Source organism: Nocardia puris, from assembly GCF_036051655.1.
GTDB classification, from domain to species: domain Bacteria; phylum Actinomycetota; class Actinomycetes; order Mycobacteriales; family Mycobacteriaceae; genus Nocardia; species Nocardia puris.
Genome location: NZ_CP107943.1, coordinates 7,516,580 through 7,542,790, shown reverse-complemented (window position 1 = coordinate 7,542,790; position 26,211 = coordinate 7,516,580). Strand labels below are relative to the sequence as shown.

The 26,211-nt window shown below is 69.0% G+C and carries 20 protein-coding genes; 6 read left to right on the top strand and 14 right to left on the bottom strand.

What is annotated here, in order from left to right; all coding sequences use genetic code 11:
• Positions 1 to 71: 71 nt before the first annotated feature.
• From OHB21_RS35010 to OHB21_RS34980, 7 genes are all read right to left on the bottom strand, one after another.
• A complete protein-coding gene (locus tag OHB21_RS35010; protein ID WP_067512754.1) occupies positions 72 to 656 on the bottom strand; it encodes a DUF4126 domain-containing protein in 585 nt (194 codons plus the stop codon).
• 20 nt (positions 657 to 676) lie between these two features.
• Complete coding sequence (locus tag OHB21_RS35005) at positions 677 to 1,474, bottom strand: ABC transporter permease (protein WP_067512752.1); 798 nt, start codon at positions 1,472 to 1,474, stop codon at positions 677 to 679.
• 3 nt (positions 1,475 to 1,477) lie between these two features.
• Complete coding sequence (locus OHB21_RS35000) at positions 1,478 to 2,368, bottom strand: 2-aminoethylphosphonate ABC transporter permease subunit (protein WP_067512750.1); 891 nt, start codon at positions 2,366 to 2,368, stop codon at positions 1,478 to 1,480.
• Positions 2,365 to 3,567 carry an ABC transporter ATP-binding protein gene (locus tag OHB21_RS34995; RefSeq protein WP_195126271.1) on the bottom strand — a complete coding sequence of 401 codons (1,203 nt, stop codon included), beginning with the start codon at positions 3,565 to 3,567 and terminating at the stop codon, positions 2,365 to 2,367. The genes OHB21_RS35000 and OHB21_RS34995 overlap by 4 nt, the downstream gene beginning before the upstream one ends.
• A 1-nt stretch (position 3,568) precedes the next feature.
• Positions 3,569 to 4,627: a 2-aminoethylphosphonate ABC transporter substrate-binding protein gene (locus OHB21_RS34990; protein ID WP_195126272.1), complete on the bottom strand. Its 1,059-nt coding sequence runs from the start codon at positions 4,625 to 4,627 to the stop codon at positions 3,569 to 3,571.
• A gap of 76 nt (positions 4,628 to 4,703) precedes the next feature.
• The gene (locus OHB21_RS34985) at positions 4,704 to 5,393 is read right to left on the bottom strand and encodes a phosphonatase-like hydrolase (protein WP_195126273.1); all 690 of its coding nucleotides are present in this window, start codon (positions 5,391 to 5,393) and stop codon (positions 4,704 to 4,706) included.
• A gap of 9 nt (positions 5,394 to 5,402) precedes the next feature.
• The gene (locus tag OHB21_RS34980) at positions 5,403 to 6,530 is read right to left on the bottom strand and encodes a TIGR03364 family FAD-dependent oxidoreductase (protein WP_067512744.1); all 1,128 of its coding nucleotides are present in this window, start codon (positions 6,528 to 6,530) and stop codon (positions 5,403 to 5,405) included.
• Positions 6,531 to 6,666: 136 nt separating this feature from the next.
• Here OHB21_RS34980 and OHB21_RS34975 point away from each other — a divergent pair, with 136 nt between their 5' ends.
• Positions 6,667 to 7,395 carry a GntR family transcriptional regulator gene (locus OHB21_RS34975; protein ID WP_067512772.1) on the top strand — a complete coding sequence of 243 codons (729 nt, stop codon included), beginning with the start codon at positions 6,667 to 6,669 and terminating at the stop codon, positions 7,393 to 7,395.
• A gap of 11 nt (positions 7,396 to 7,406) precedes the next feature.
• On the opposite strand, the gene OHB21_RS34970 is transcribed toward OHB21_RS34975, so the two are convergent.
• The 3 genes from OHB21_RS34970 to mqo form a co-directional block, all read right to left on the bottom strand.
• Positions 7,407 to 8,417: an LLM class flavin-dependent oxidoreductase gene (locus tag OHB21_RS34970; protein ID WP_067512742.1), complete on the bottom strand. Its 1,011-nt coding sequence runs from the start codon at positions 8,415 to 8,417 to the stop codon at positions 7,407 to 7,409.
• A 145-nt stretch (positions 8,418 to 8,562) separates the two neighbouring features.
• Positions 8,563 to 9,012 carry a GNAT family N-acetyltransferase gene (locus tag OHB21_RS34965; RefSeq protein ID WP_067512741.1) on the bottom strand — a complete coding sequence of 150 codons (450 nt, stop codon included), beginning with the start codon at positions 9,010 to 9,012 and terminating at the stop codon, positions 8,563 to 8,565.
• A 125-nt stretch (positions 9,013 to 9,137) separates the two neighbouring features.
• The gene (gene mqo / locus OHB21_RS34960) at positions 9,138 to 10,661 is read right to left on the bottom strand and encodes a malate dehydrogenase (quinone) (RefSeq protein ID WP_084538044.1); all 1,524 of its coding nucleotides are present in this window, start codon (positions 10,659 to 10,661) and stop codon (positions 9,138 to 9,140) included.
• Positions 10,662 to 10,919: 258 nt separating this feature from the next.
• Between mqo and OHB21_RS34955 the strand changes: the two genes are divergently transcribed.
• The gene (locus tag OHB21_RS34955; protein WP_084538047.1) at positions 10,920 to 11,978 is read left to right on the top strand and encodes an alpha/beta hydrolase; all 1,059 of its coding nucleotides are present in this window, start codon (positions 10,920 to 10,922) and stop codon (positions 11,976 to 11,978) included.
• On the opposite strand, the gene OHB21_RS34950 is transcribed toward OHB21_RS34955, so the two are convergent.
• The 3 genes from OHB21_RS34950 to map form a co-directional block, all read right to left on the bottom strand.
• On the bottom strand, positions 11,958 to 12,521 hold the full coding sequence (locus OHB21_RS34950) for a hypothetical protein (protein WP_067512739.1): 564 nt from the start codon (positions 12,519 to 12,521) through the stop codon (positions 11,958 to 11,960). The genes OHB21_RS34955 and OHB21_RS34950 overlap by 21 nt on opposite strands.
• 312 nt (positions 12,522 to 12,833) lie before the next feature.
• Positions 12,834 to 14,372: a cobyric acid synthase gene (locus OHB21_RS34945; RefSeq protein WP_195126274.1), complete on the bottom strand. Its 1,539-nt coding sequence runs from the start codon at positions 14,370 to 14,372 to the stop codon at positions 12,834 to 12,836.
• Positions 14,369 to 15,232: a type I methionyl aminopeptidase gene (map, locus tag OHB21_RS34940; RefSeq protein ID WP_067512735.1), complete on the bottom strand. Its 864-nt coding sequence runs from the start codon at positions 15,230 to 15,232 to the stop codon at positions 14,369 to 14,371. The genes OHB21_RS34945 and map overlap by 4 nt, the downstream gene beginning before the upstream one ends.
• Positions 15,233 to 15,936: 704 nt before the next feature.
• On the opposite strand from map, the gene OHB21_RS34935 reads away from it, so the two are divergent.
• The 3 genes from OHB21_RS34935 to OHB21_RS34925 all read left to right on the top strand — a co-directional run bounded on the left by OHB21_RS34935 (position 15,937) and on the right by OHB21_RS34925 (position 23,448).
• Positions 15,937 to 21,618, top strand: a complete 5,682-nt coding sequence (locus OHB21_RS34935) for a WXG100-like domain-containing protein (protein WP_195126275.1) — start codon at positions 15,937 to 15,939, stop codon at positions 21,616 to 21,618.
• Positions 21,615 to 22,649 (top strand): hypothetical protein, encoded by a 1,035-nt coding sequence (locus tag OHB21_RS34930; protein ID WP_195126276.1) that lies wholly within the window; start codon positions 21,615 to 21,617, stop codon positions 22,647 to 22,649. Before OHB21_RS34935 ends, OHB21_RS34930 begins: the two co-directional genes overlap by 4 nt.
• Before the next feature lie 379 nt (positions 22,650 to 23,028).
• On the top strand, positions 23,029 to 23,448 hold the full coding sequence (locus OHB21_RS34925) for an immunity 49 family protein (protein WP_195126277.1): 420 nt from the start codon (positions 23,029 to 23,031) through the stop codon (positions 23,446 to 23,448).
• A 100-nt stretch (positions 23,449 to 23,548) separates the two neighbouring features.
• On the opposite strand, the gene OHB21_RS34920 is transcribed toward OHB21_RS34925, so the two are convergent.
• A complete protein-coding gene (locus tag OHB21_RS34920) occupies positions 23,549 to 23,929 on the bottom strand; it encodes a hypothetical protein (protein ID WP_067512724.1) in 381 nt (126 codons plus the stop codon).
• A gap of 295 nt (positions 23,930 to 24,224) precedes the next feature.
• Between OHB21_RS34920 and OHB21_RS34915 the strand changes: the two genes are divergently transcribed.
• Positions 24,225 to 26,192: a magnesium chelatase subunit D family protein gene (locus tag OHB21_RS34915; RefSeq protein WP_407675081.1), complete on the top strand. Its 1,968-nt coding sequence runs from the start codon at positions 24,225 to 24,227 to the stop codon at positions 26,190 to 26,192.
• Positions 26,193 to 26,211 lie beyond the last annotated feature (19 nt).

Below are 26,211 nucleotides of genomic sequence, written 5' to 3'. Positions count from 1 at the left end.
GCGCAACGGGGCGCCCCGCCCGGCGTGCCGCGCGGTCGACTGGCGCGGCACGCCCGCCCGGAACCCAGCGCTCACGTCGCGGCCGCGCGGCGTTCCCGGCGCCGTCGCCGGTAGCGGCGAATCCGCCCGGCCAGCAACACGATCAGGGTCACCCCGATCAGCAGCAGCGCGCCCGCGATGATCGCGGCCAGGACGGGGAAGAACACGGCCAGCGTGATCACGCCCGCCACGCTCAGATCCTCCACCGCGCTGGTGACGATATTGCTCGCCGGTTCGGGCGAGGTGTTCACCGCCATCCGCAGCCCGGCCTTGACCAGATGACTGATCAAGGCCGTCGTGCCGCCCACCGCGGCCGCCGCCAGTTGGGGCAGCGAGTCGTCCGATCCCGCGATCAGCGCCGCCACCACCGCGCCCGCGGCGGGCCGGATCACCGTGTGGATCGCGTCCCAGAAGCTGTCCAGGTAGGGCACCTTGTCGGCGACCAGTTCGATGAGGAACAGCACGGCGGCCGCCACCAGCACGTCGGTGCGCTGCAAGCCCTCGGGCACCTCATCGGAGACGCCGGTGAGTCCGAAGAGCCCGAACAGCAGCACCACCGCGTAGGCGTTGATGCCGCTGGCCCAGCCCGCGGTGAAGATCAGAGGCAGCAGAGACACCCTGTGATCCTATGCGCGGATCAGCGCAGTGCCGCGCGGCCTTTCAGCCGTCCCAGCACCACCAGCGCGACGAGGGTGACCAGCACGAGCAAGGTGGTCCCGGCCGCGGCGTCGAACACCTCGCCGCGATCGGTCTGGGCGAAGATGGTCACCGGCAGGGTGCGCCAGGCGGCGGGGTAGACCATGATCGTGGCCCCCAGTTCGCCCATCGACAGCGCGATCGACAATCCGGCCGCCGCGCCCAGCGCAGGCAGCAGCAGCGGCAGCGTCACCTGGCACAGCACCCGCACCGGTCCGGCGCCCAGCGACTCCGCGGCCTGGTGATAGGCGGGGTCGAGCCGGTCCAGCGCGGCCGAGACCGCGCTGAACGCGTAGGCGAGCACCAGCACCGTGTGCGCCAGGATCACGATCCATCGGGTGCCGCCCAGCAGCAGCGGTTGCTCGTTGAACGCGATGAGCAGGCCGAGCCCGATCGCCACCGACGGCACCGCCACCGGCAGGTGGAAGACCGCGTCGGTGGCGCGGCGCAGCCAGCCGGGCGCCTCCCGCGCGGCGAGCGCCGCCCAGGTGCCCAGCACCAGCGCGAGCGCGCCGGCGAGGAGCGCGGTCTGCAAGCTCACCGACAGGCTCGCCGCCTCCCGGCCCGACAGCGCCGCACCGAGATTGGCGAATCCGAGATCCGAGGGCAGCGGCCCGGTCCAGCTACCCGCCAGCGATGCCGCGACCACCGTCGCGATCGGCGCGACGAACACGACCGTCACCACCAGACCGAACACCGCGAGCACCGCGGCGCGGCCGGTCCTGGTCCAGACCAGCACGGGTCACCGTCCTTTCCGCGCGGTCATGCGCGCGAACACGACTCGGTAGAGGGCGTAGAGCGTGAGCGACAGCGCCACCTGCACGGTGGCCAGCACCGCCGCGCCGGGCAGGTCGAAGGTGACGATGCCGCGCGTGTAGATCAGCGCGGGCAGCGTGAGCACGCCCTTGGCGCCGGTGAACAGCACGATGCCGAATTCGTTGAGCGTCAGCAGCAGCACCAGGCTGCCGCCGGCGGCCAGCGCGGGCCACGCCTCGGGCAGCACCACCTGGCGCAGCACCCGCCACGGCGAGGCGCCCAGGCTCGCGGCCACGTCGAGTTGTTCGCGGGGCAGCTGGGCGAAGGCCGCGAGCAGGGGCCGCACCACGAACGGCGTGAAGAAGGTGATCTCGGCCGCGATCACGCCGAGCGGGGTGTAGAGGAAGTCCAGCAGCGGCGTCGTGCGGCCGGTGATCTCGGAGATCAGCGCGTTCACCGCGCCCGCCGTGCCGTAGAGGAAGGTGAACGCCAGCGTCACCAGGAACGACGGCAGGGTGAGCACGGTGTCGATGAGCCGGCCCACCACCGCCGATCCGGGGAACGGCACGAACGCCAGGACCACGGCGAGGAAGGTGCCGAGCACCAGGCAGCCCGCGGTGGAGGCGACGGCGATGGACACGGTGCGCCACAACGCGTTCCGGAACGCTTCGGAGCCGAGCACGTCGGTCCACACCGTCAGCCCGCGCCCGTCGGGCGTCACCGTGGATTCGGTGAGGACCCGCAGGATCGGGTAGACCGCGATGAGCAGGACAACGAGCAGGGGCGGCAGCGCCCACGCGACCGGCTGCCACCTTCGGCCTTCGCGTACCGGGTCCGGTTCGGTCTCGGGTGCGGGCGTGTCGAGCAGCGCGGTCATGCCGGATCCTCCGCGTCGCCCGAAGCCGCCGCGCCGCCGACCGGCCGGGGGATCAGCACACCGGCGGGGTCGGGCAGGCGCACGCCCACGGCCGCACCGGGTTCCGGCTCGGCGTGGCCGGGCACGTCCACCGCGAGCGCGGCACCGAGTCCGTCCACCTCGATCTCCACCCGCGTCACCGCGCCGCGCCACACGTTGCTGAGTACGGTGCCGGGCAACGCATTCCGCTCGCCGGGCCCCGTCAGCGTCACCGTGTGCGGCCGCACGCAGAGCAGGGCGGGTGAATCCGGTTCCCAATCCAGCGCGCCGATACCGGGTTTCGGCGCCTCGGCGCGCAGGGTGTGCGCGCCCGCGGTGACCAGCGCGGTCCCGCCCGAGGACCGGTTGACCGTGCAGGGCACCAGGTTCGCGCCACCGAGGAAGGCGGCGGTGAAGTCGCTGGGCGGGCGCTGCCAGAGGTTGCGCGCGGTGTCGATGTCGACCAGCCGCGCGTCCCGCATGACGGCGATGCGATCGGCCAGCGCCAGCGCTTCGGCTTGATCATGCGTCACGTACAGCATCGCCGTGTCCGGCAAGGCCTTTCGCAACTGTTGCAGTTCACCGAGCATGGAGTGGCGCAGCTGCGCGTCCAGCGCGGCCAGCGGCTCGTCCAGCAGGAGCACCTTCGGGCGGATCGCCAGCGCGCGGGCGATCGCCACCCGCTGCTGCTGTCCGCCCGACAGTTCCCGGGGCAGCCGCTTGGCGTAGTCGGCCATGCCCACCATGCTCAGCGCCTCGGTGACCCGCGCCGGAATGTCCCCGCGCGGCACGCGATTGGCCTTCAACCCGAACGCGACGTTGCCTGCCACGCTCATGTGCGGGAACAGCGCGTAGGACTGCACCACCACGCCGATGCCGCGTTTGGCGGGGGAGAGGTGGGTGACGTCGCGCCCGGCCAGCCGGACCGCGCCCGAGGTGGGCCGGACGAATCCGGCCAGCGCCTTGAGCGCGGTCGACTTGCCGGAGCCGCTGGGCCCGAGCAGCGCGACGGTTTCGCCCGCGGCGACGCGCAGCGTGAAATCGGCCAGGGCGACGGTGGACGTGCGACCGGTGCCGTACCGCACGCCGACGCGGTCGAAGACGATGGCGGGTTCGGTGGCCCCGGTCGCGGAAGTCCCGGTGGCCGTGGACGATTCGGTGAGCGTCTCGCCGCGGATCATGTCAGCCTCCGATGGCCTGGTTGTAGGCGGCGAGGTCGGCGTCGAGTTCGGCGAGCACGCGCGACCAGTCCGGCCGCACGATCTCCACGCCCTCGAGCAGCGAGGCCGGCGTGGTGCCGGAACCGGTGCCGCTGACGTCGGTGCGCGCCGACACCGCGAACGCGTCGGGACCCAGCGTCTGCTGCACGTCCTTGCTGAGCAGGAACTCGATCAGCTTGCGCCCGCCCTCGGAGTTGGGCGCGCCCTTCGCCAGGCCGATGAAGTACGGCAGCGCCACCGTGTGCTTGGCGCCGCCGGGCGAGGCGGGGAAGAAGATGTCGAACGTGGAGCCGCTGGCGGTGATCGATTCCATGTTCATCTGGATGTCGCCGTTGGCGATGAGCAGTTCGCCCTTGTCGACCTTCGGCTGGAGCTTGCCGGTGGACGACGACGGCCCGACATTGTTGACCTGCAACGCGTTCAGGTAGTCCAGCGCGCCCTGCTTGCCGCGCAACTGCTGCAGCAGGATCAGCACGGCGGTGCCGTCACCGGCCTGCCCCGGCGTCGAATATTGCAGTTTGCCACGGTATTCCGGCTTCAGCAGGTCGTCCCAGGTGAGGGCGGACGCGTCGACCGAGGAGTGCGCGATGAAGTTCAGGTAGTTGCCCGCCAGGCTCACGTACTTGCCCGCGGGGTCCTTCTCGGTGTCGGGGTAGGCGGCGGTGTCGACGCCGTGCGGCTCGAGCAGTCCGGCGCTGTCGGCCTTCTGGATGAACGGCGGCAGCGTCACCACCACATCGGCCTGCGGGTTGGACTGTTCCTTCTCCAGCCGGTTCACCACCTCGCCCGAGCCCGCGGCGACGAGGTCGACCGCGATGCCGGTCTCGGCTTCGAACTTCTCGAACTGGGTGGCGTACCAGCCGTCGAGGCCGTCGGCGGAGTAGACGGTGACCGTCTCCCCGCCGGATCCGCCTGCGCCGGTGCCGCCGCAGGCCCCGGTGACGGCGACGGTGGTGGCGGCCGCGACCAGGAGGGCGGTTCTGTTCAGGACTCGGGACAGGCGCGTGGGTGAAGTACGCACGATGGCAGCATCTTTCGCTTCGTGGGGGTTCGATGGTCGACGGGACAGGGGTTTCGCCCGCGTGAACGCGGGAGCCTCAGCCGCGCTCGGCGCGGATCAGGTCGGCGAACTCGGTGACGGAGGGCACCACGTGGGTCGCGCCCGCGGCGCGCAGCTGCTCCTCGTCGTGCGCGCCGGTGAGCGTGCCCGCGACGATCCGGGCGCCCGCGGCCAGTCCGGTCGCGATATCGCTGGTGGTGTCGCCGAGCACGGCGACCCGGTCGACGGCGTCGACGCGCAGCCGCAGCAGCGCGGTCAGCACCAGATCGGGGTAGGGGCGGCCGCGACCGGCGTCCGAGGGCGCGAGCGTGAGGTCGGTCAGGTCCGCCCAGTCCAGCGCGGCGAGCAGGCGATCCTGCGTCGCGCGGCTGAAACCGGTCGTCAATGCGACGCGCACGCCGTCGGCGCGCAGGCCCGAGATCGCCTCGGCCGCACCGGGAATCGGCGTGACGCCGACCTCGTCGATGAGCGCGTCGTAGGCCGCTTCGAAGGCCTCGTTGGCGGTGCGTGCCCGGTCGTCGTCACCGAGCAGGGCGCGGAAGACGCTGATCTTGGACTGACCCATCGTCTCCAGCACATAGGCGCGGGCCTTGTCCCGCTCGGGGCCTTCGGCGGGCAGTCCGGCGGCGGTGGCGGCGGCCTCGAAGGCGCGCACCACCAGGCCGTCGTCGGCGACGGTGGTGCCCGCCATATCCAGTACGGCGAGGTCGATCGTCTTGGGCGACATGGGTTCTCCTCAGAGTCCGAGCAGGTCGGCGGTTTCCTCGCCGAGGGCGGGGCCGAGCGTCATCCCGCGGCCGCCGGGGCCGGTGATCACCCGGATGTGGTCGCTCGCGGCGGCGCGGGTCACCAGCGCGCCGGGGTCGACGCTCTGGCTGTAGACACCGGCCCAGCGGCGCACGATCGGCGGCAGCTCGCGGCCGAGCAGTTCCTCGGTCACCGTCGTGAGGTGGTCGTAGGGGGCCTCGTCCACGTCGAAGGCGAACGGCTCGGTGTACTCGTGGGTGTCGCCGATGGTCAGCCCGCCGTGCAGGCGCTGCACGCAGAGCAGCTGCATCTTGTGCTCGGCGGCGGTCGCGGTCTGCGCCTGTTCGCGGGTGAGCGCGTCCACCTCGGGCCCGGCGAAACCGGGGTAGTAGCGGAAGCTGTCGCCGTCGGCGATCGCGGTGGTCAGCGGCTCGCCCAGCGGCGCGGTCTGCATCATCTGCAGTCGCACGCGGCGCACCGGGAGGTCGGCGACCAGTTCCTTGGTGAGGCCCGAGTGGGCCGCGCCGGGGCAGTGCAGCACCAGATCGGCGGCGTGCGTGCGGCCCTGATCGTCGAGCACCGTCGCGCCGGAACCGGTGTCGGTGACGGCCCTGGCCTCGGTGCCCGCGTGGAAGACGTAGCGCCCCGAGGCCGTGAGGTAGGCGCGCAGCGCGGGCAGCGCCTGGCGCGACTCGACCGCGGCATCGGTCGAGCAGTGCAGTCCCGCAAGGTATTTGCCGCGCAGCGCGGGATTCAGCGCCCGCACCTCGCCGGGCTCGAGCAGCGTGAATCCGCGCGCCTCGGCGGTCTCGCCCGCCGCGGCGGCTTCGGCGACCGCCAACTCCTCGGGGGTGCGCACCAGCGTGATCGACCCGGCGGGCCGGAAGCCGACGCCGGGGACCTTGCCGCCGATCTCCTCCCACAGCTCGCGCGAACGCAGGGTGAGCGCCAGCTCCGCGTCGGTGCGTCCCGACACCCACACCAGGCCGAAGTTGCGCACGGTCGCACCGCGCGCTTCGGGCTCGCGTTCGAGCTGGACTACCTCGTGTCCGCGGCGGATCGCGGCGACGGCGTGCGCCGTGCCGAGGATGCCGCCGCCGATGATGACCAATCGCATGGGAACCATGGTGGGCAATGGTCTAGACCAATGAGTGTTTCCTGTGCAAACGCCAGGTTAATAATTGGTATAGACCAGTCTCGGGTACGCTGGGCTCATGGAGGCGACCGAACCAGCGCGCGCCGCGCGCGCCGAAATGCCCAGGGCGAACGGCGATTCCGCGATTCCGGGGCGGCTGCCCAAGTCGTACCACGTGCGGACCGAGCTGGAGCAGATGATCGACGGTCTCGCCGAAGGCGATCCGGTGCCCTCCGAACGGGAACTCGCCGTCCGGTTCGCGGTCGCGCGCGAGACGGTGCGCCAGGCGTTGCGAGATCTGTTGGTGGAGGGGCGGGTTCGCCGCCAGGGCCGGGGCACCGTGGTGTCGCGTCCGAAGATGGTGCAGCCGCTCTCGCTGCGCTCCTACACCGAGGGTGCGCTGAGCCTCGGACGCGTGCCCGGCCGCATCCTGGTGGGCTGGGAAGACCTCCCCGCCGACGCCGACACGGCCCGCGATCTCGATATCGCCCCCGGCGCTCCGGTCATGCACCTGGAGCGGGTCCTACTGGCCGACGGGGAACGCATCGGCCTGGAGAGCACGTTCCTGCCATTGCCGCGCTTCGCCGGCCTGCGCGACGGCTACGACCCCACCACCTCGCTCTACGCGGCGCTGCGCGAGCGCGGCGTCACCTTCGGCGCCGCAACCGAACGCATCGAGACCGTGCTCGCCTCACCCCGCGAGGCCGCGCTGCTGGAGTGCAGCACGGCCATGCCGCTGCTGCTGCTCAACCGGCGCAGTGTCGACCCGGACGGCGTCTCCGTCGAGCGGGTGCGCTCGCTCTATCGCGGCGACCGCATCGCCTTCGAGGCGCGACTGGTGGAGTGAGGCAACGGGTCTCACCGCACCTGCGGTGCGACCTTGGTGCCCAGCAGTTCGATGCCGTGCACCACCTTCTCGTGCGGCAGGGTGCCGACACTGGTGTGCAGCATGAACCGGTCGAGGCCGAGGGTATCGCGCAGATCGGCCACCTTCTCGGCGACGTAGTCGGGTGTCCCGACGAACAGCGAACCGCTCTGGGAGCGCATCGCGTCGAACTGCGCGCGGGTCATCGGGCCCCAACCGCGTTCGCGTCCGATGATGCCCATCGCCCGCGCGTACGGCTCGTAGAAGTCGGCCACGGCCTGCTCGTCGGTGTCGGCCACATAGCCGTGGGCGTGCACCGCGACCGGCTGCCGTTCCTGTCCGCCCTCGTCGAGCGCCCGGTGGTAGAGGTCGACCAGCGGCTTGAACCGCGCGGGCTGCCCGCCGATGATCGCGATCGCCAGCGGCAGGCCGAGGAGTCCGGCGCGCACCACCGATTCCGGGCTGCCGCCGACCGCGATCCACACCGGCAGCGGCCGGTCCTCGGTGCGCGGGTAGACGATCGTGTCGCGCAGCGGCGCGCGGAACCGGCCGGACCACGTGACGGGCTCGTCGTCGCGAATCTTCAACAGCAGCGCGAGTTTTTCCTCGAACAGCTCGTCGTAGTCGGACAGGTCCAGCCCGAACAGTGGGAACGACTCGGTGAAGGAGCCGCGCCCGGCCATGAGCTCGGCCCGCCCGTTCGACAACCCGTCCAGCGTGGCGAAATCCTGGTACACGCGCACCGGATCGTCGGAGCTGAGCACGGTCACCGCGCTGGTCAGCCGGATGCGCTCGGTGCGTCCGGCGATCGTCGCCAGCACGACGGCGGGCGCGGAGGCGGCGAAATCCTTCCGGTGGTGTTCGCCCACGCCGTAGACGTCGAGTCCGGCGCGCTCGGTGGCGACGGCCTCCGCCACCACCTCGCGCAGCCGCTGCGCCGCGCTGGGCGCGGGGGCGTCCGCGGTGGGGTACAGCTCGGCGAAGGTCGTCAGTCCCAGTTCCACAGCGCACATCCGATCCGTGAGTTGCCTTGTTCGATCGGTCGAATAAACGGACTGTGGTCCGAATCTATTCCGTCCGGCGGCGCGAGACGGTCCGGTGCCGCGTGACGGGTCGGCGATGCCGAGAGCCGGGCGTCGGCCTGCCCGCTCAGCCCCGGCGCATCGGGATGTGCATGATCCCGTCGTCGTCGAACTCCTCGCCGTCGGGCTTGAAGCCGTGCTTGGCGTACAGGTCCACCAGGTAGGTCTGCGCGTTCAGGCGCACCGTCGCCGAGCCCGCCTCCGCCAGCGCGGCCTGCAGCAGGCGGGTGGTGTAGCCGTGGCCGCGTGACGCGGGGGCGGTGCACAGCCTGCCGATGCGGAACGAGGTGACGCCGTCCTCGTGCTCCTCGAGCAGCCGCAGCGTCGAGATGACCTCACCCTCGTCGTCGAGCCAGAAGTGCCGCGTCTCGGGCAGCAGGTCGCGCCCGTCCAACTCCGGGTACGCGCATTTCTGCTCCACGACGAAGACCTCGACGCGCAGTTTCAACAGCTGATACAGGGTCGCGGTGTCGAGATCCTGCGCCCATGACCGTTTGAGAACTACCGTTGACATCATCGCTCATTGCTATCACAGACCCACGCGCGTCGGCGGGTGAAGCGGGTCACGACTCCCGCACGGATTCGTCCCCGGAAACGCGAAAACGCCCGGAGGCCGGGCGTTTCCGTGGACGACGCGTGCGCTCAGCGCGCGGCGGAGACTCCGGCCCGCTCCGGCTCGGTGGTGCTGCCGGTGAGCTCGAGGGCCTTGTTGGTCCAGTCCCACACCTCGTGGAACAGCGCCTTGTTCTCCGAGAGCTTCACGCCCAGCGACGGCACCATGGACTTCAGCTGCGGCGCCCACTGCTCGTACTCGCTCGGGAAGCAGCGCTGCAGCACGTCCAGCATCGCGGTGACGCAGGTCGAGGCGCCCGGCGAGGCGCCGAGCAGACCGGCGATGGTGCCGTCCTGGGCGGCGATCACGGCGGTGCCCAGTTCGAGCACGCCGCCCACACCCTTGCGGCGGATCATCTGCACGCGCTGACCGGCGGTGATCAGCTCCCAGTCGTGGCCGTGCGCGCGGGGGATGAACTCCTCCATCGTGTACACCTTGCCGGCCTGCGACTTCAGCAGCTCCGACACCAGGTACTTGGCCAGCGGCATCTCGGTGAACGCGACACCCAGCATGGAGCCGATGTTGTTCGGCTGGATCGACTTGAACAGGTCGGTGTTCTTGCCGTCCTTGAGGAATTTCGGGGTCCAGCCCGCGTACGGGCCGAACAGCAGGCCGGGCTTGCCGTTGATGACGCGAGTGTCCAAGTGCGGCACCGACATCGGAGGCGCGCCCACGGCCGCCTTGCCGTACACCTTGGCGTCGTGCTGGGCGATCAGCTCGGGGTTGGTGCAGCGCAGGAACTGGCCGCTCACGGGGAAGCCCGCGAAACCCTTGATCTCCTTGATGCCCGACTTCTGCAGCAGCGGCAGCGCACCGCCGCCCGCGCCCACGAACACGAACTTCGCGTGCACCGTGCGGGTTTCGCGGGTGCGCACGTTGCGCACCTTCACGATCCAGCTGCCGTCGGACTGCTTGGACAGATCGCGGACCTCCTGGCCGAACGCCAGATCCGCGCCCGTCGCGCCCAGGTGGGCGAGCAGGCCCTTGGTGAGCGAGCCGAAGTCGATATCGGTGCCGCCGTCGGTCCAGTTCAGCGCGATCGGGTCGGCGAAGTCGCGGCCCTTGGCCATCAGCGGCAGGCGGCGGGAGAACTCCGCCGGGTCGGTGATGTACTCCATGCCCTCGAACAGCGGGTGCGGGGCCAGCGCCTCGTAGCGCTTGCGCAGGTAGTCCACGTCGTCGGCACCGTGCACGAAGCTGACGTGCGGGATCGGGTTGATGAACCCGGACGGATCGCCGAGCACGCCGTTCTCCACGGCGTACGCCCAGAACTGGCGCGAGACCTGGAAGCGCTCGTTGATGTCGATGGCCTTGGACACGTTGACCGTGCCGTCGGCCTCGAGCGGGCTGTAGTTGAGTTCACACAGGGCGGAGTGACCGGTGCCTGCGTTGTTCCAGGGGTCGCTGCTCTCGGCCGCGGCCGCGTCGAGTCGTTCGAACAGCGAGATCGACCACTCGGGCTGCAACTGACGGAGCAGCGCGCCGAGGGTGGCACTCATGATCCCGGCACCGATGAGTACGACATCGGTCTTTTCAGTCACGGTGTTCGGCACGGGGCGATCGACTTCCTTGTCACTTCTGGCGCGGCCACCAGGCGCGGTGGGCCTTGCCTACGGGCGCTGTGCGGTTGTGGACGAGCCTGTCATGACTCGGCGGGCGATAAGGTTACCCGCCGTTCACCTAAGCCCAATTGTGCACCTCACCCACGGGATATCCGAGAACGAACCCGGTGAATGTGAGATATCTTCCTCCCGCGCCGCAGGTCGGGCGCGGTCTTCAATGCGGAGCCCGGCTGGCCTAGATTGAAGACCGTGACGAACGAGACCTCGCTGGGCGTGTCCGAGATCACCGATTCCAGCGTCGGCACCTGGCGGGCCGACGTGCTGGGCGCCGGTTTCGAGCAGCGCACCATCCCGCTGGGCCCGGATCCCGACGGCGAAGGGGACGTGGTGGCCACCCTGGTGCGCCACACCCCCGACGCGGGCGCCCCGGCCACCGAGACCGCCGTCCTCTACGTGCACGGCTTCACCGACTACTTCTTCCAGGTGCACCTGGCCGAGCACTTCGCCGGTCGCGGACACCGCTTCTACGCGCTGGACCTGCGCAAATGCGGCCGCTCGCTGCGCGACGGGCAGAGCCTGCACTACGTCACCGACCTGGCGTACTACGACGAGGAACTGAACGAGGCGCTGCGGATCATCCGCGAAGAGACCGGGCTGCCGGTGCTCATCGTGGCGCACTCCACCGGCGGGCTCGTCACCTCGCTGTGGCTGGACCGGCTCAACCGCCGGGCCGGCAGCGTCGCGTCGGGCGTCGTGGGCGTGGTGCTCAACAGCCCGTGGCTGGACCTGCAGGGCCCGTCCTACTACCGGACCGTCGGCACGCCGCTCATCGACGCGCTGGGCCGGTTCCGCAAGACCGCCACGCTGCCCGGCGCCGAGATCAGCACCTACGGCCACAGTCTGCACAAGGACGCCGCGGGCGAGTGGGACTACAACCTGGACTGGAAACCGCTGGCCGGCGCCCCCATCCGTTTCGGCTGGTTGCGCGCCATCCGGCGCGGGCATTTCCGGCTGCACCAGGGCCTCGACATCGGCGTGCCCGCGCTGCTGCTGCGCTCGCGGCTCACGAAGTTCATGCGCCAGTACGGTCCGGCCGCCGACGTCGCCGACACCGTGCTCGACGTCAAGCAGATCCAGCGCTGGGCCGGCTGCCTGGGCGACCGCACCAATATCGTGCCGATCGAGAACGCGCGCCACGACGTGTTCCTCTCCGCGCCCGAGGTGCGCGCCAAGGCGTTCGAAGAGCTGGACAGCTGGCTGGACTGGTTGGCCGAGTACCGGCGCAAGTCACCAGAGGCCGGTGCGTAGCACGATCTCGGTGGCCAGTTCCTGGTCGGCTTCGGCGGCGACATTGTCCACGTCGACCTGCACCACCCGGAACTCGCCGTAGACGAACCGGCCCGAGGCATCGGCGACGCTGCGCGGCAGCCGCTTGGTCACCAGCATGGTGACCGGCAGCTCCAGCGGGCGGCAGTCGGCGTCGGCCACGTGGCCCGCGCCGTCGGGCGCCGCCGGGTGGCCGTGGTCGGCCACCACCAGGCTGATGAACCGGCCGAACGGTCCCGCGCAGGTGCGCCACGCCAGCGCCGCGCCCGCCCCGCGCCCGGCGACGTGCGCGTAGGGCACGCCGAGTTCGTCGAGCAGAGTGTGCACCGCCGCCGGATCCAGGTCGTCGACGGCCTCCACGGCGAGGGTGCGCAGGTCGGAGGTGTGCAACCGGGCCGCGAGCCGGTCGTAGACGTCCGCCGGGTCGCCCACGTCGGGCAGCAGCAGCACCGTGTGCCGCGATGCGGGACCGTCGACCCGCACGGTCCAGGTCCGGTCACCGACCGTGATCCGCCGAGTCTCCATGCCCGAGTACGGTACACGCCGCGCGTGTGTCGGACAGCGGGCAACGGGTACTCGTGACGATTCGGACAGTGGGCGGTTTCGGGTGGTGGTGGACACCGCGGGGGGAGTGGGTGTGCGGTGGGCGTGTGAGGGAGGTGACGGGGCGGTTTCCGGGGCGCCCCGGGGCAGCCGCTGGAGTGGTCGAGGGCGGCTCTGTGTGGGCTCAGCGCTGGGCGCCGAGGGCGTTGGCCCCCTCAGGGGGACCTAGCTCAGTGCACACATGTGGGTCCGGCACATGCTGCCAAGCAATACGCCGAAGGCGTCGGATCTCGGTTACGGCACCGGATCGGCGAGGGCGGAGGTGAGGACCGGCAGGTCCGGGGGAACGCCGTGGGTGATCAGGTGATCGAGCCGCTCCAGGTCGAGGTGGGTTTCCATCAGGTCCGCGAGCAGATCGAGCTGGGCGGTGCGGACAGCGGCCACGGAGGTGTCCGGCGCGACCGCGAAACCCGCGCGTCCGGCCCGCTCGGCGACGGTGCGCAGCCAGTCGCGGCGGAACACGTCGGACTCCATCAAGCCGTGCAGGTGCGTACCCCAGATCGCTTCGCGCGCACTGCCTTCCGGCGCACCGTCCGCTTCGAGCCAGGAGGTTTCGGCATGGCGCGTGACGCGTCCGTGGTGGATCTCGTACCCCTGCAACGGAATTCTCGTCGAGCTGCGACCTTCGGTGCGCCGCAGCACTTTCGGATCCTCGAACTCGACATCCAGATCGAGCAGCCCGAGCCCGTCGACCGCACCGGCCCCCGACTCCACGCGGTCGGTGATGCGCCTGCCCAGCATCTGATAGCCACCGCAGATGCCGAGAATCGGACCGCCGCGCGCCGCCCGCTCGCGCAGGGCGTCGGCGATGCCGTTGCGCCGCAACCACTCCAGATCCGACACGGTCGCCTTGCTGCCCGGCACCACCACCAGGTCCGCACCGGCCAGCCGCGACGCGTCTCGCACCCAGCGCACCGCCACGCCCGGCTCGCAGGCCAGCGCTTCCACGTCGGTCGAGTTCGAGATGCGCGGCAGGCGGATCGCCGCCACCGTCAGCCATTCCGTGCCCGCGGGCGGTCCCGGCCGCCCCACGGGCGCGTCGGCGACGGTGCCGAGCGAATCCTCGGCGTCGAGCCAGAGGTCGTCGGCGAACGGGATCACGCCGAGCGTCGGCCGGCCGGTGAGCTCGGTCAGCCGGTCCAGTCCGGGGCGCAGCAAGTCGATGTCGCCGCGGAACTTGTTGACCACGAAGCCCGCGATCAACCGTTGGTCCTCCGGCTCGAGCACGGCGAGCGTGCCGAACAGGTGCGCCAGCACGCCGCCGCGGTCGATATCGCCGACCACCACCACCGGCAGCGCGGCCGCCGTCGCCAGACCCATGTTCGCCAGGTCTGTCGCGCGCAGGTTGATCTCGGCGGGCGAGCCCGCGCCCTCGCAGATCACCACGTCGAATTCGTCGCGCAGCGCGGCCAATTCGGCCGCCACCACGGCGCGCAGCTCGCGCCGGTGCTCGATGTAGTCGGCCGCTCCGACCGTGCCGATGGCCCGGCCGCGCACCACCAGCTGCGAGCGCCGATCGCTGCCCGGCTTCAGCAGCACCGGGTTGAATCGCACACTCGGTTCGAGCCCGCACGCCCGCGCCTGCAACGCCTGCGCGCGCCCGATCTCCCCGCCGTCGAGGGTGACCACGGAGTTGTTCGACATGTTCTGCGCCTTGAACGGCGCGACCCGCACCCCGCGCCGCGCCAGCATCCGGCACAACCCGGCCACCACGACGCTCTTGCCCGCGTCGGAGGTGGCGCCCGCCACCAGCAGCGCGCCGCGCGGGCTCACGGCAGGGTCAGGATTTCCGAGCCGGTCTCGGTGACCACCAGGGTGTGCTCGAACTGGGCGGTCCACTTGCGGTCCTTGGTGACCACGGTCCAGCCGTCGTCCCAGATCTCGTAGTCGATGCCGCCGAGGTTGATCATCGGCTCGATCGTGAACGTCATGCCCGGCTCGATGACCGACTCCACGGCGGGCTGGTCGTAGTGCAGGATCACCAGGCCGCTGTGGAAAGTGGGGCCCACGCCGTGCCCGGTGAAGTCGCGCACCACGCCGTAGCCGAACCGGTTCGCGTACGACTCGATGACCCGGCCGATCACGTTCAGCGCGCGCCCGGGGCGCACCGCCTTGATGGCGCGCAGGGTGGCCTCCTCGGTGCGCTCGACGAGCAGGCGCACCTCCTCGTCCACGTCACCGGCCAGGAACGTCTTGTTGGTGTCGCCGTGCACGCCGTGGATGTAGGCGGTGACGTCGATATTGACGATGTCGCCGTCCTCGATCACGGTGGAGTCGGGGATGCCGTGGCAGATCACCTCGTTCAGCGAGGTGCAGCACGACTTGGGGAAGCCCTTGTACCCGAGCGTCGAGGGGTAGGCGCCGTGGTCGCACAGGAACTCGTGCGCGATGCGGTCCAGCTCGTCGGTGGTCACGCCCGGCGCCACCGCCTTCCCGGCTTCCTCCAGCGCCTGCGCCGCGATCTTGCCCGCGATCCGCATCTTCTCGATCGTCTCCGGCGTCTGCACCCACGGCTCGCGGCCCTCGTTCGCCGTCTTCTTCCACGCGTACTCCGGACGCTCGATGGAGCGCGGCACCTCGCGGACGGGCGAGACAGTGCCGGGAACGAGGGGTTGACGTGTGCGCACGGACATGGGTCCAGCGTATCGGGCGCGGGGAGCGGCGTCGTCGCGACGTACTGGACGTTCGGGTGTGGGGGCTTTGTTCCGGATCGATGGGGTGTGGTGGGCCGTCGGCGAAGACCGCGACGGTGAGTGCGTGCCGGGGGCCCGCCCAGCTGCCGTGGGACGGGGCGGGTGGAGCGCCGAGCTTCCGTAGGACGGGAGCGGGTGGCCGCTGAGTTGCCGTTGGGCGGGGCGGGTGGAGCGCAGTCCGCCGCAGCATGAGCGGAAGGTCCGGGGTCCGGGGTCGAGGGCAGGGTTACGTGCTGGGAGTTGGCGTGCGTGCGCGTGCGCCGCTTACCGGCGGCGAATAGGGCCGAACGGTCGGGTGAGTGCGGGACGGCAGTTGCGTCGTTCGGCGGGGCGCGGTGGTCGTGTCGGTTATGAGGTTGTGCGGCGGGGCGCGGTCATCGCGTCGCTCATGAGTCGGCGGTGGGCGGCCGCATCTCGCGGAGGTCCGGCTAGCGTCTTCGGGGTCCCGCGCTCGGTGCGGGGAGCAGGTTCGGTGGATGGGTCCAGCGCCGAGTGCCGGACGGTACTCGCCGCAGTGGTCGAGCTGCGGGTCGGGGATTCGGCGAAAGTTGGTGGAACCGTAGGGGGTTTGGCTGCGTCTAGTGGGATGTCGGTATGTTTGTGCCCGGTAACGGTCGGGTGGAGTCGTCGGAGGGGTCGATCGGGTGGGTATCGAGATTCCTGAGCCGCTGCAATGGGCCGCGAAATACGTTGTGGGGGCAGGGGATTGGCCCGAGGGTGACGAGACCGCGATGCGCCGGGTGGAGACCGCCTGGACCGGGCTGGCCGACTCCCTGAACGACCTCGGCGCCGACGCCTCGACCGTCGTCAAGGCGGCGCTGACGGCCGTCGACGGTGATACCGCCGAGGCGCTGAGCCAGCACTGGGAGAAGCTGGGGGAGGGGCAGGGGGCGTTCGCCGGCCTGGTCAAACACGTCGAGACGCTGGCCGATCAGATCGGTGACGGCGCGGCCGATATCGAGCACACCAAACTGGTGATCATCGCATCGCTGGTGATCTTCGCCATCGAGATGGCGGCGGCGCTGGCCGCGATGGCGACCGGTGTCGGCGCGCCCGCCGGTGCGGCGGCCGGTGCCGCGGCCCGTGCGGCGACGCAGGTGGCGATCCGCGTCGCGATCAAACAGTTGATCAAGCGGATCATCTCCAAGGCCGCGATGAAGGCGGCGGGGCGCGCCGCGCTGCGGGGCATGTGGGAGGCGGTGCTCGAGGAGGCGATCCTCGACGTGGGCATCAAGCTCGCCCAGGTGGCGGCGGACCGGCGGGACCCGCTGTCGAAGGAAGAGTGGATCGAGTCCGGGCAGAATCTGATCTCCGCGGGTGTCGGCGGGGCCACGGAGGGGTTGTTCAGCGGCGGCGGGGGTCGGCAGCGCGGCGGGGACGGGAACGACGGGGGGAACGGGAACGGGTCGGGGGATGGTGATGGGAACAACGGTTCCCAGAACAACAATTCGCAGAACGACGATGACTCGCAGCCCGGGAACAACAATTCGCAGGACGACAGCACCAACCCGAGCGGGAACAACAATTCGCAAGACGACAGCACGAATCCGAGCGGTACCAACCCGAGCGGCAATAACAACTCGCCCGGCGGAAATAACAACTCACCCGGTGGGAACAACAACAACTCGCCGAGCGGGAACAACAACTCGGACGGAGACGGGTCGCCGAGCGGCGACAACAACTCCCAAGACGACGACAGCACGAACCCGAGTGGCAATGACGATTCCTCCGACGGCGACGGCTCGGACGGCGGCGATGCGCCGGGCAACCGCTTCACCGAGGCGTTGAAGGACGGCGCGAAGGACACGCTGACCGGGCTCGGCAGCGAGGTGGCGTCGGCCGCGACCGAGGCGGCGTTGACCGGCGAGGAATTCAACCTCGAGGACGTGCTGTCCGCCGACACGTTGACGTCGTCGCTGGCGGGCGGTGCGCAGTCGTCGATGGAATCGCTGGGCAACAGTGGTGGTGATGGGGGTGACGGCAACGACGGCGGAAACAATAACGGCAACAACAACTCCGGGGATGGCGAGGAGGGTTCGCCGAACCAGGACCAGAATTCCGGGGAGGAGGATCCCGGTCAGTCGCAGCCGTCGGGATCGAACGACGAGGACAGTTCGACACAACCGTCGGGATCGCAGCAATCGCAGCCATCGGGCTCACAGCCTCCGGGGTCCTCGAACGACCCCGGGCAGTCCCAGCCGTCGGGCAACCAGCAGTCGAATCCGCCGTCCGGTTCGCCGAGCGGGGCGGGGGAGTCGCAGCCGTCCGGGGGCGAGCAGTCGAACCCACCGAGCGACCCCGGCCAGACCAACCCCTCGGGTGGTCAGCAGTCGAATCCGCCGTCGGGGTCGCCCAGCGATCCGGGGGAGTCGCAGCCCTCAGGTAATCAGCAGTCGAATCCGTCGCCGGGCTCGCCGGGCGATCCGGGGCAGTCTCAGCCATCGGGCAACCAGCAGTCCAATCAGCCCCCGAGCTCGCCTGGCGATCAGAGTCAGTCGCAGCCCTCGGGTGGTCAGCAGTCGAACCCGTCACCGAGCTCGCCATCGGACCCGGGGCAGCCGTCGGGCAGCCAGCCGTCGCCGGATTCGCCGGGCGGAGCGGGGGAGCCACAGCCGACCGGTGGTCAGGCCAACACCCCGAGCGGCCCCGAGGCTAACGATCCCGCGAGCAACCAGCAGTCCAGTCGGCCCCCGAGCTCACCGACCGACCCCGGCCAGTCGCAGCCGTCCGGCAGCCAACAGCCGACGACTCCTGGTGACTCGGGCCAGTCGCCCTCCGGCAACCAGCAGTCGAACCCGACGCCGGGCTCTCCGTCGGACCCGGGGCAGTCTCTGCCGTCTGGCAGCCAGCAGTCGACCCCGTCCGGCGACCAACCGCAGCCCTCGGGCAATCAGAACCCGACGCCGGGCTCTCCGTCCGATCCGTCCCCGTCCCAGCCGGGTTCGCAGCAGAACCAACCCTCGACCGGCCAACCTTCGGACAACGGCACCCCGTCCCAACCTTCGGGAACCCAACAGCCGACGAGCGGCACACCCACCTCCTCGGATCCCGCCCAACCCTCGGGCACGGGTCAACCGACCGGCGCCCCGCTGAGCGGCCAGCCGTCCACCCCCTCCACGGGCTCTCCGTCGCAGGGCCAGCCCACCGGCACCTCCCAGCCCAACCCAGCCGACACCACCCCTTCCGGCCAATCACCTTCTCGCGCAACCACACCCCCCTCGGATACCGAAAACAGCGCGCCCGGCACGCCCACCGGCACTCCCGTCACGGGCGTTCCCGCTACGCCAGCCCAGGGCACGCCCTCGTCGAACACCCCGTCCTCCACGGACACCACGACCGCGGCGGCCTCCACAATGACCGCCCCACCCACCACCGGCACCCCATTCACCGGCTCACCGGCCTCGACCCCCGTCGACACCGCCCGCCCCACCTCTGGTGATCCCGGCGTGGGCGCCCCAGCCGCAGCGGCGGCCCCCAACGCAGCCCAACCCCGCCCGGCCCAGAGCCCGCCGGGAACCCAGAACACCCCGAACCATCCGCAGGGCCAACCGAACCCTCAGCATCATTCGGACCCCGCGCGAAACCCGAATCCCGCTCAGAGTCAGCAGAACTCACCGAGCCGGCCGGCGCAGCACCAGCCGCCGAACCCCCCGGCGCAGTCGAACCCGCAGCGCCCGAACGACTCCCGGACCCCGGCGAACCCGCAGGCCCAGCCGAACGACCGACCCTCGGCGTCGCCGACCAACCCCAACCCGCAGGGCCAACCGACCTCACGGGACAGCTCGAACACTCCCGCGAGCCATCAGAACTCGCAGAACCAGCCGAACGGCCAACGCCCCTCGAATCCCCAGGTCCCCGGATCGCCGAATCAACCGAACTCACCGGGCCGAACCAACTCGCCTGAGGGCCAACCCAACTCGCAGCATCAACCGAACGCACAGCGCCCGTCGGACCAGCCGGGCCCCCAGCGCCCGACCGGGTCCCAGTCGGCGAACCCGCAGAACCACCCGAATGGCGATCGCCCCTCGGGCGATTCCCCACGCCAGCCCAACCCCCTCGGCCCAGCCAACCGCCCCGGCCACGACCCCGCGACCCACAAATACATCGCCCATTTCAACGACGGCCGCCCCATCCCGCGCGACCCGTTCTACGCCGGCCAATACAACCCCCACATCGGCCGCTACCAACCCACAGACGCCGAAATCCGCGCCGAACGCACCCACATCGCCACCAGCCCTCCAACCAACACGCCGCCCGGTCCTCCCGCACACCCGGGCAATTCCGCCTACCCGCCCAACCGCGGCCCGGCCGCGAACACCCCCGGCCACCCGACGTTCCCTGCGGGCCCCAACACCCCGAACCCCAACCAGCCCGGCCAATCGTCCTGGCAAAACCAACCCACCTCCCCGACCCGCCCCCAACAGGGCTTCCCGAATCCCGCAAACCCCGGGAATCCACACCACCCCAACCCTTCTCAGCCGGGCACACCTCCGCGTCCTACGCCTCCGCCCGGCTTCCAAAACAAGCCGAACACACCGGGTAATCCGAATCAGCCGAACAACCGAACCCAGCCGAACGGCCCGAATCAGCCGGGCAACGGCAACCGGCCCGACTACCCGAGTCAGCCGGCCAACCCGAATCGGCCTGACTACCAGAACCAGCCCGGTAACCCGAACCAGCCGACCAACCCGTACCAACCGGGCGACCGGAACCACCCCGGGAACCCGAACAATCCGGCAAACCAAAGCCGCCCGGACACCCCCTTCAAAAACCTCCCGGACACCCGCGCCCCCCTCTCCGCCCAGCCTCCGAACCCGGCAACCCCGAACCTCCCCACACAACCCCTCCCGAACACCACCCCCCAAAGCAACACCCCGAACCAGCGCTCCTACCAGGACTGGCAAAACTGGTTCAAACAAACCGAATACAACCCGAACTCCACCCCGTGGAACACCCAACCGGCCGACGCCACCCCCGACCGGCCGACCATCCCTACCCAAAACGAGCCGACCACCCCCTCCAACACCACCAAACCCGAAACCCCCACCGACCCAACCAAACCCGACAACCCCACCAAACCCGACGACGACACCTCAACCGACCCCACCAAACCCACCACCCCCCGGGTCACCCACACCCCCACCAGCACCGCCCTCGGCGACGACCCCGCCACCCGCCGCGTCCAACAAAACCTCCGCAACGAGGGCGACTTCGACGTCATCTTCCACGCCGACCAAAACGGCAACCCCCTCAACAACCTCACCCCCGACCAAATCGTCGACGCCATCCGCAACAATCCCGACTACACCCCCGGCACCCCGATCCGCCTCGTCGCCTGCAACACCAGCAACAACCCTGACCTGGCCCGCCACATAGCCAACGAACTCGGCGTCCCCGTCCACACCCCCTCCGACGCCGTAGGCACCCCCAACAAACCCGACAGCCCCGCCCACATCCGCAACAACGGCACCTGGACCACCACCACCCCCGAAGGCCAAACCCCCACCACCCCACCCCAAACCCCCACCAACACCCCACCCCCATCCCCCGACACCCCCATCGACTACATGGGCGATGATGCTGTTGACAACAGCAACCGCAACTTGAGACCGGACGTTATCGAATGGGCCCGTTCAACGGAGAACGAACCAAAACCGTTGGCTGCGGGCGGGGAAACCGAGCAGCGGCTCCGCGATCAATTTAAGCTGCCAGACGGTGGGAGCGCGCGAATAAAAGCAGATAATGTAGAAGGAATTATACGAAACTTGTGCAGCCATCCTGATGGTGCTCGTATTGCAGAAATTATAGCGAGTGGCAATCTGCGTCATTGTCGCGGATACTCGGACCAGATCGCGAACTTGGCCAAGCGGGACGAGACTTCTCTGAATGCGGCAATCGAACAGATTAGACTGGGGCAGAGTTTGTTCGAAGCGGGTGTGCGTGATATAGAGTTCGAATTGAAGGGGGAAGGCAATGATCTGAAGCCGGGCGTCCGTACCGGAGATGGAACTGATATCGACGTTCTCGCTCGCGACAACAATGGCCGAACCTACGCGTACCAGCTGAAGAGTGTGGCGAACCCGAAGAAGATCTTCCAAAAAGTGGATGCTAACATGTATCAGCTCCAGAACTCGGGTGCGGACGTCAGGGTATTTGTGGTTGACACGGCGGGCACCCTGGAGGAGGTCAATATGCACAGAGTGGCTGAGCGGTTGGGGCAGATGCACTCTTCTGCTGATGTGCAGATTCTTATCCGAACTGTGGATGGGCACGTTGTTCGTGTCCCTGCTGATGGCATTTTTTCTCCGGGAGAGGCTGAGTCGTGATCACTGAGTCGGAGTCGATCGCACGGTGGACGTGGGGGCGCTACACACCTGCCGATCAAGTGCTGGAACTTTCGGCACTTTCTGGTGCCAGAAGCGTCCTTGACGTGCTTGTAGGGTTGCGGCTATCCGACGAGAGTGTCGAGGCCCGTGTGATCGTGAATCAGGTCGGTCGATCCAACGTTGTTCTGTGGGACGGCACAATCGTACTGTCGGCGGGTATGTCGCAGTCGGACATGGGTCGGGTCGTAGAAGACCTGCGATCCAAGGCTATTGAGGGGGAGGTCGGGTCGGTGACAGCTTTCGTGTACTGCACACCGACGATCGTGATCGGTCCAGAAGGGCGATCAGAGAGGCAAGAGAAGGCAATACGATTTGTCGCGTCGGCGCGGCAACTGGATGAACCGCATCTCTCCATCTCCTTCGAGACCTTCACTGATGCTTGGTTGCCCTTCGATCTCAAAGGGCGCCCGCAAAAGTTTGTGTATGCTTACAATGCGCCTCGTCTGACGGCCGCGTTGGATCGGATATCTGACTTGATGGATGACGAGGCCGATCCTGATACTCCGACGCTTTTTGCGAACGCCAGTGAAACAGGGATCTTGAACGATTTCAAATTGAACGGTGATCCCGCGGATACATGGTTCTTTGAAGTTCGGCGACGAAACTCTATTTTTCAGAAGAATGACGCTGAAAGCGGATTCAACCGGTCCACCGACGGCCCTGTCGTGTACATGCCCGTTATCGGTGAACCCGGGCTACTCGGATACTTGTGGGCCTCCGATGCAGGGAGCGCCATGTCGTTCGAGCCGTACTGGCCGGAAGATGCTGGGTATGCGGCGGGGCTTGTATGGCTGGATAGGATAGGCCGCGCTTATGCTGGAGGTATGACACCGCTCCGAGCGCTGGAGGCGATGGCGACGTATCCGGATGATCCGGTTTCCGGTAAGGCCATCTCCGGGGAGTCTCGCGAAGTAAGCGACTTAAGTGAGTTGTACAGTATGGCAATTCCTAATTCCTATCTTGACAGCTGACGTGATCGAGGCTGGTCCGATGACCTATCATGCGTCTCCATTCGGGATACCGGTGGCCAAACGAAATGTGTCACGATGTCCGTGTTCAATATTGATGGGAGGCGTCAATGAGAATCCAAGCTCATACGTTACCCCGGGATGATCCGGTTTTGCAGGCAGAGAAGTTTCGGGCCAGGATTCCGAAGGCGATCAGCAGAATCTCGAGTACCGGTGAATTCTTCGACACTGCATTCAACACGGCAATGGCCAACGTGGGCGCGCAGTTGCTGGTTGACTCAGAAGCGATGAGTATTAATTCATGGGAGGCTGTTGTACCCGCATCGCAGATCGGGTCTACTATATTCGCTGCAGCCACTGCAGAACCTGGAGATTCTGTTGAGTGCAGAATAAATCACGAAGTCCACACATTTTCGTCGATCGGATCAGCGTATTTGTAAACGCCGGAAACTGGCTGTCAGCATTCTGGCTGGCGATCGTGTGCCGTGATCAGGACAAGTTGGATTCGCTATCGGATGTGCCGATAGAGCTGCTGCGTGCATCTGGTCAGGAGTACGATGAATACGTCTACGATTGGGTCGATACACTACAGAGTTACTGGGCAGAGCGGCCGGGCCTGATCGAGAAGCTGACGGCGACTTTGCAGAATTCCGATCCTGCTGTTGCGGCAATTGCGCCACGAGAACTTCTGGACCATATACTGTACCCTCCGATCAACCTGTTCTACAGTTTCATCCGGCGCGGACAGGTCGACTACAACGACGCTCTTGTGGAAGCTGTCAATTTACACAAAGAATACTGAGGTGATCTCACCGACTTTCAATTGTTGCGGCGGTATTCGGAATAGTGAACACTTTGCCCCGTTGCAGGGCTTGTCCGGGAACTATTGCGCCGTGCTCAACCTACCCCCGCCGCGCACCCGCCAACTGAAACGCTCCCACCGCGAGATACGCCCCGGTCAGCCCGGTGAACCCCGCCGCGAGCCCACGGGGGAGGGTTCCGCGGGTGAGTTCGGTGCCGCCGGTGGTGGTGTCGAGGGCGTCGACCATGAGGGCGAGGTGGTGCCAGCGGGGGCGGTCGGTGGGGCTCGCGGTGAGGTAGCCGAGGCCCAAGGCGAGGGCGCGGGCGCCGTAGATGCGGGTCATGTAGGTGAGTTCGGGGGTGGGGTGGACGCGGGCGAGGCGGGCGGAGCGGCGTGGGGCCGCGAGGGCGGCGAGGCCGAGGGCGATCCGGCCGTAGGCGAGGGCGCGCATGGGGCGTGGTGGGAGGGTTTCGTCGGGCATGTCACGACTGTGTCGTGGTGAGGGGCGGGTGTCGATTACCTCGCAGGTAAAGGCTGGGATCTGCTCCGCGGGTGAACGTCGGTCGGACTGTGGGTGGTCTCGCGAGCTGTGCCGCATGTGGGCGCTGGTCCGACGCCGGACGGCGCGAGGCTACGACACGTGTCGTGTTCCGGGAGGGCGCGAGGCTACGACACGTGTCGTGTTCCGGGAGGGCGCGAGGGGAGCAACTGCTCGCCTTCTCCGACGCCGCGGGGTGGTATCGGGGTCGAGGGAAGTAGCGGCATAGGGTGGGGGTGTGTCCGTGTCCCATGTCGAGTCCGCAGCGTCGTTTCGTTCGTCCCGTGCCGAGGTCGAGGCCGGTTTTCCGTTCTCCGCGGTGGTGGGGCAGGAGCGGTTGCAGCTGGCGCTGATCCTGTGTGCCGTGCACCCCGGGATCGGTGGTGTGCTGGTGCGGGGGGAGAAGGGGACGGCGAAGTCGACCGTTGTGCGCGCGCTCGCGCAGTTGTTGCCGCCGGTCGTGGACGAGACGGGTGCGCGGCCCGCGAAACTCGTGGAGCTGCCGGTGGGCGCCACCGAGGACCGGGTGGTCGGCTCGCTGGACCTGGAGCGCGTGCTGCGGGACGGGGAACAGGCGTTCCGGCCAGGTCTGCTGGCCGCCGCCCATCACGGCGTGCTCTATGTCGACGAGGTCAACCTCCTGCACGACCATCTGGTGGACGTGCTGCTAGACGCCGCCGCGATGGGCCGCGTGCACATCGAACGCGACGGGGTGTCGCATTCCCACCCGGCCCGCTTCGTGCTGGTCGGCACCATGAACCCGGAAGAGGGGGAGCTGCGCCCGCAGCTGCTGGATCGCTTCGGCCTCACGGTCGACGTGGCTGCCTCCCGCGACGTGGACGTCCGGATGGCCGTGGTGCGCCGCCGCCTCGACTACGAAGCCGATCCCGCCGCCTTCGCCGCGCGCTACGCCGCCGCCGACCGCGAGATCGCCGACCGCATCCTCGCCGCCCGCGACCGCCTGCCGCAGATCGGCCTCGACGACGTGGAACTGCGCCGCATCGCGGCTCTGTGCGCGTCGTTCGACGTGGACGGCATGCGCGCCGACCTGGTCGTCGCCCGCACCGCGACCGCGCACGCCGCGTGGCGGGGCGCCGACAGCGTCACCGAGGAGGATGTGCGCGTCGCCGCCGAACTCGCGCTGCCGCACCGCAGGCGGCGCGACCCGTTCGACGAACCGGGCATCAGCGAGGAGCAGCTCGACCAGGCGATGAACGACGCGGCCGAGGAAGCGGCGCGCGCGGAAGAACCCGAGCCGGGTCCTGAGAACGACAGCGCCACACCGTCTTTGGACGATGACCCGGAGGACCCGGGCGATGGTCCGGACGGTCCCGACACGCCACCGGACGGTCCCGGTTCGGGCCGTTCGGGCGAAGGCCGTTCGGGCGCACCGGCTTCCAGTGCCGCCAAGCCGCCCCGGTGGGAAGTGCCCGGCGTCGGCGAGGGCGCGCCGGGCCGTCGCTCGCGCGCACAGACCAAGAGCGGGCGCGTCGTGCGCTCCACCACCGAGCCCGGCACGGGGCTGCACCTTCTGGGGACGGTGTTCGCCGCCGCCCCGCACCAGGTGAGCCGAGGCCGGTTCGCCGGACCGCTGGCGCTCACCGCCGAAGATCTGCGCGGCGCGTATCGCGAAGGGCGCGAAGGGAATCTGGTGGTGTTCGTCGTGGACACCTCGGGTTCGATGGCCGCGCGGGACCGGCTCTCCGCCGTCACCGGCGCGGTGGTCGCGCTGCTGCGCGACGCGTACCAGCGCCGCGACAAGGTCGCCGTGATCACGGTGCGCGGCCAGGACGCCGAACTCGTGCTGCCGCCGACATCGTCGGTCGATATCGCGGTGCGTCGCCTCGCCGGCCTGCGCACCGGCGGGAAGACGCCGCTGGCGGCCGGTCTGCTGAAGGCCCGCGAGGTGGTGCTGCGGGAGCGGGTGCGCGACCCGCGCCGCCGCCCGATGCTGGTGCTGCTCACCGACGGTCGCGCCACCGGCGGCACCGACCCGGTGCTCCGCGCGCGCACCGCCGCCGGACTGGTGGCGGGCGAGGGCGTGACCTCGATGGTGGTGGACTGCGAGCACGGCATGGTGCGTCTCGGGCTCGCCGCCGAGTTCGCGCGGGCGCTCCAGGGCGGGTGCGTGCGACTGACCGAGCTCACCGGCTCCGCGGTCGCCGAGATCGTCCGTGCCGGAACCGATTCCGCGCGGGCGGCGTGAACACCGCGCGACGTCGATC

Coding starts and splice junctions, on each gene's coding strand:
- OHB21_RS35000 (WP_067512750.1), bottom strand. CDS start 2,368: ATGACCGCGCTGCTCGACACGCCCGCACCCGAGACCGAACCGGACCCG.
- OHB21_RS34995 (WP_195126271.1), bottom strand. CDS start 3,567: ATGATCCGCGGCGAGACGCTCACCGAATCGTCCACGGCCACCGGGACT.
- OHB21_RS34985 (WP_195126273.1), bottom strand. CDS start 5,393: ATGTCGCCCAAGACGATCGACCTCGCCGTACTGGATATGGCGGGCACC.
- OHB21_RS34980 (WP_067512744.1), bottom strand. CDS start 6,530: ATGCGATTGGTCATCATCGGCGGCGGCATCCTCGGCACGGCGCACGCC.
- OHB21_RS34975 (WP_067512772.1), top strand. CDS start 6,667: ATGCCCAGGGCGAACGGCGATTCCGCGATTCCGGGGCGGCTGCCCAAG.
- OHB21_RS34965 (WP_067512741.1), bottom strand. CDS start 9,012: ATGATGTCAACGGTAGTTCTCAAACGGTCATGGGCGCAGGATCTCGAC.
- OHB21_RS34950 (WP_067512739.1), bottom strand. CDS start 12,521: ATGGAGACTCGGCGGATCACGGTCGGTGACCGGACCTGGACCGTGCGG.
- map (WP_067512735.1), bottom strand. CDS start 15,232: ATGTCCGTGCGCACACGTCAACCCCTCGTTCCCGGCACTGTCTCGCCC.
- OHB21_RS34920 (WP_067512724.1), bottom strand. CDS start 23,929: ATGCCCGACGAAACCCTCCCACCACGCCCCATGCGCGCCCTCGCCTAC.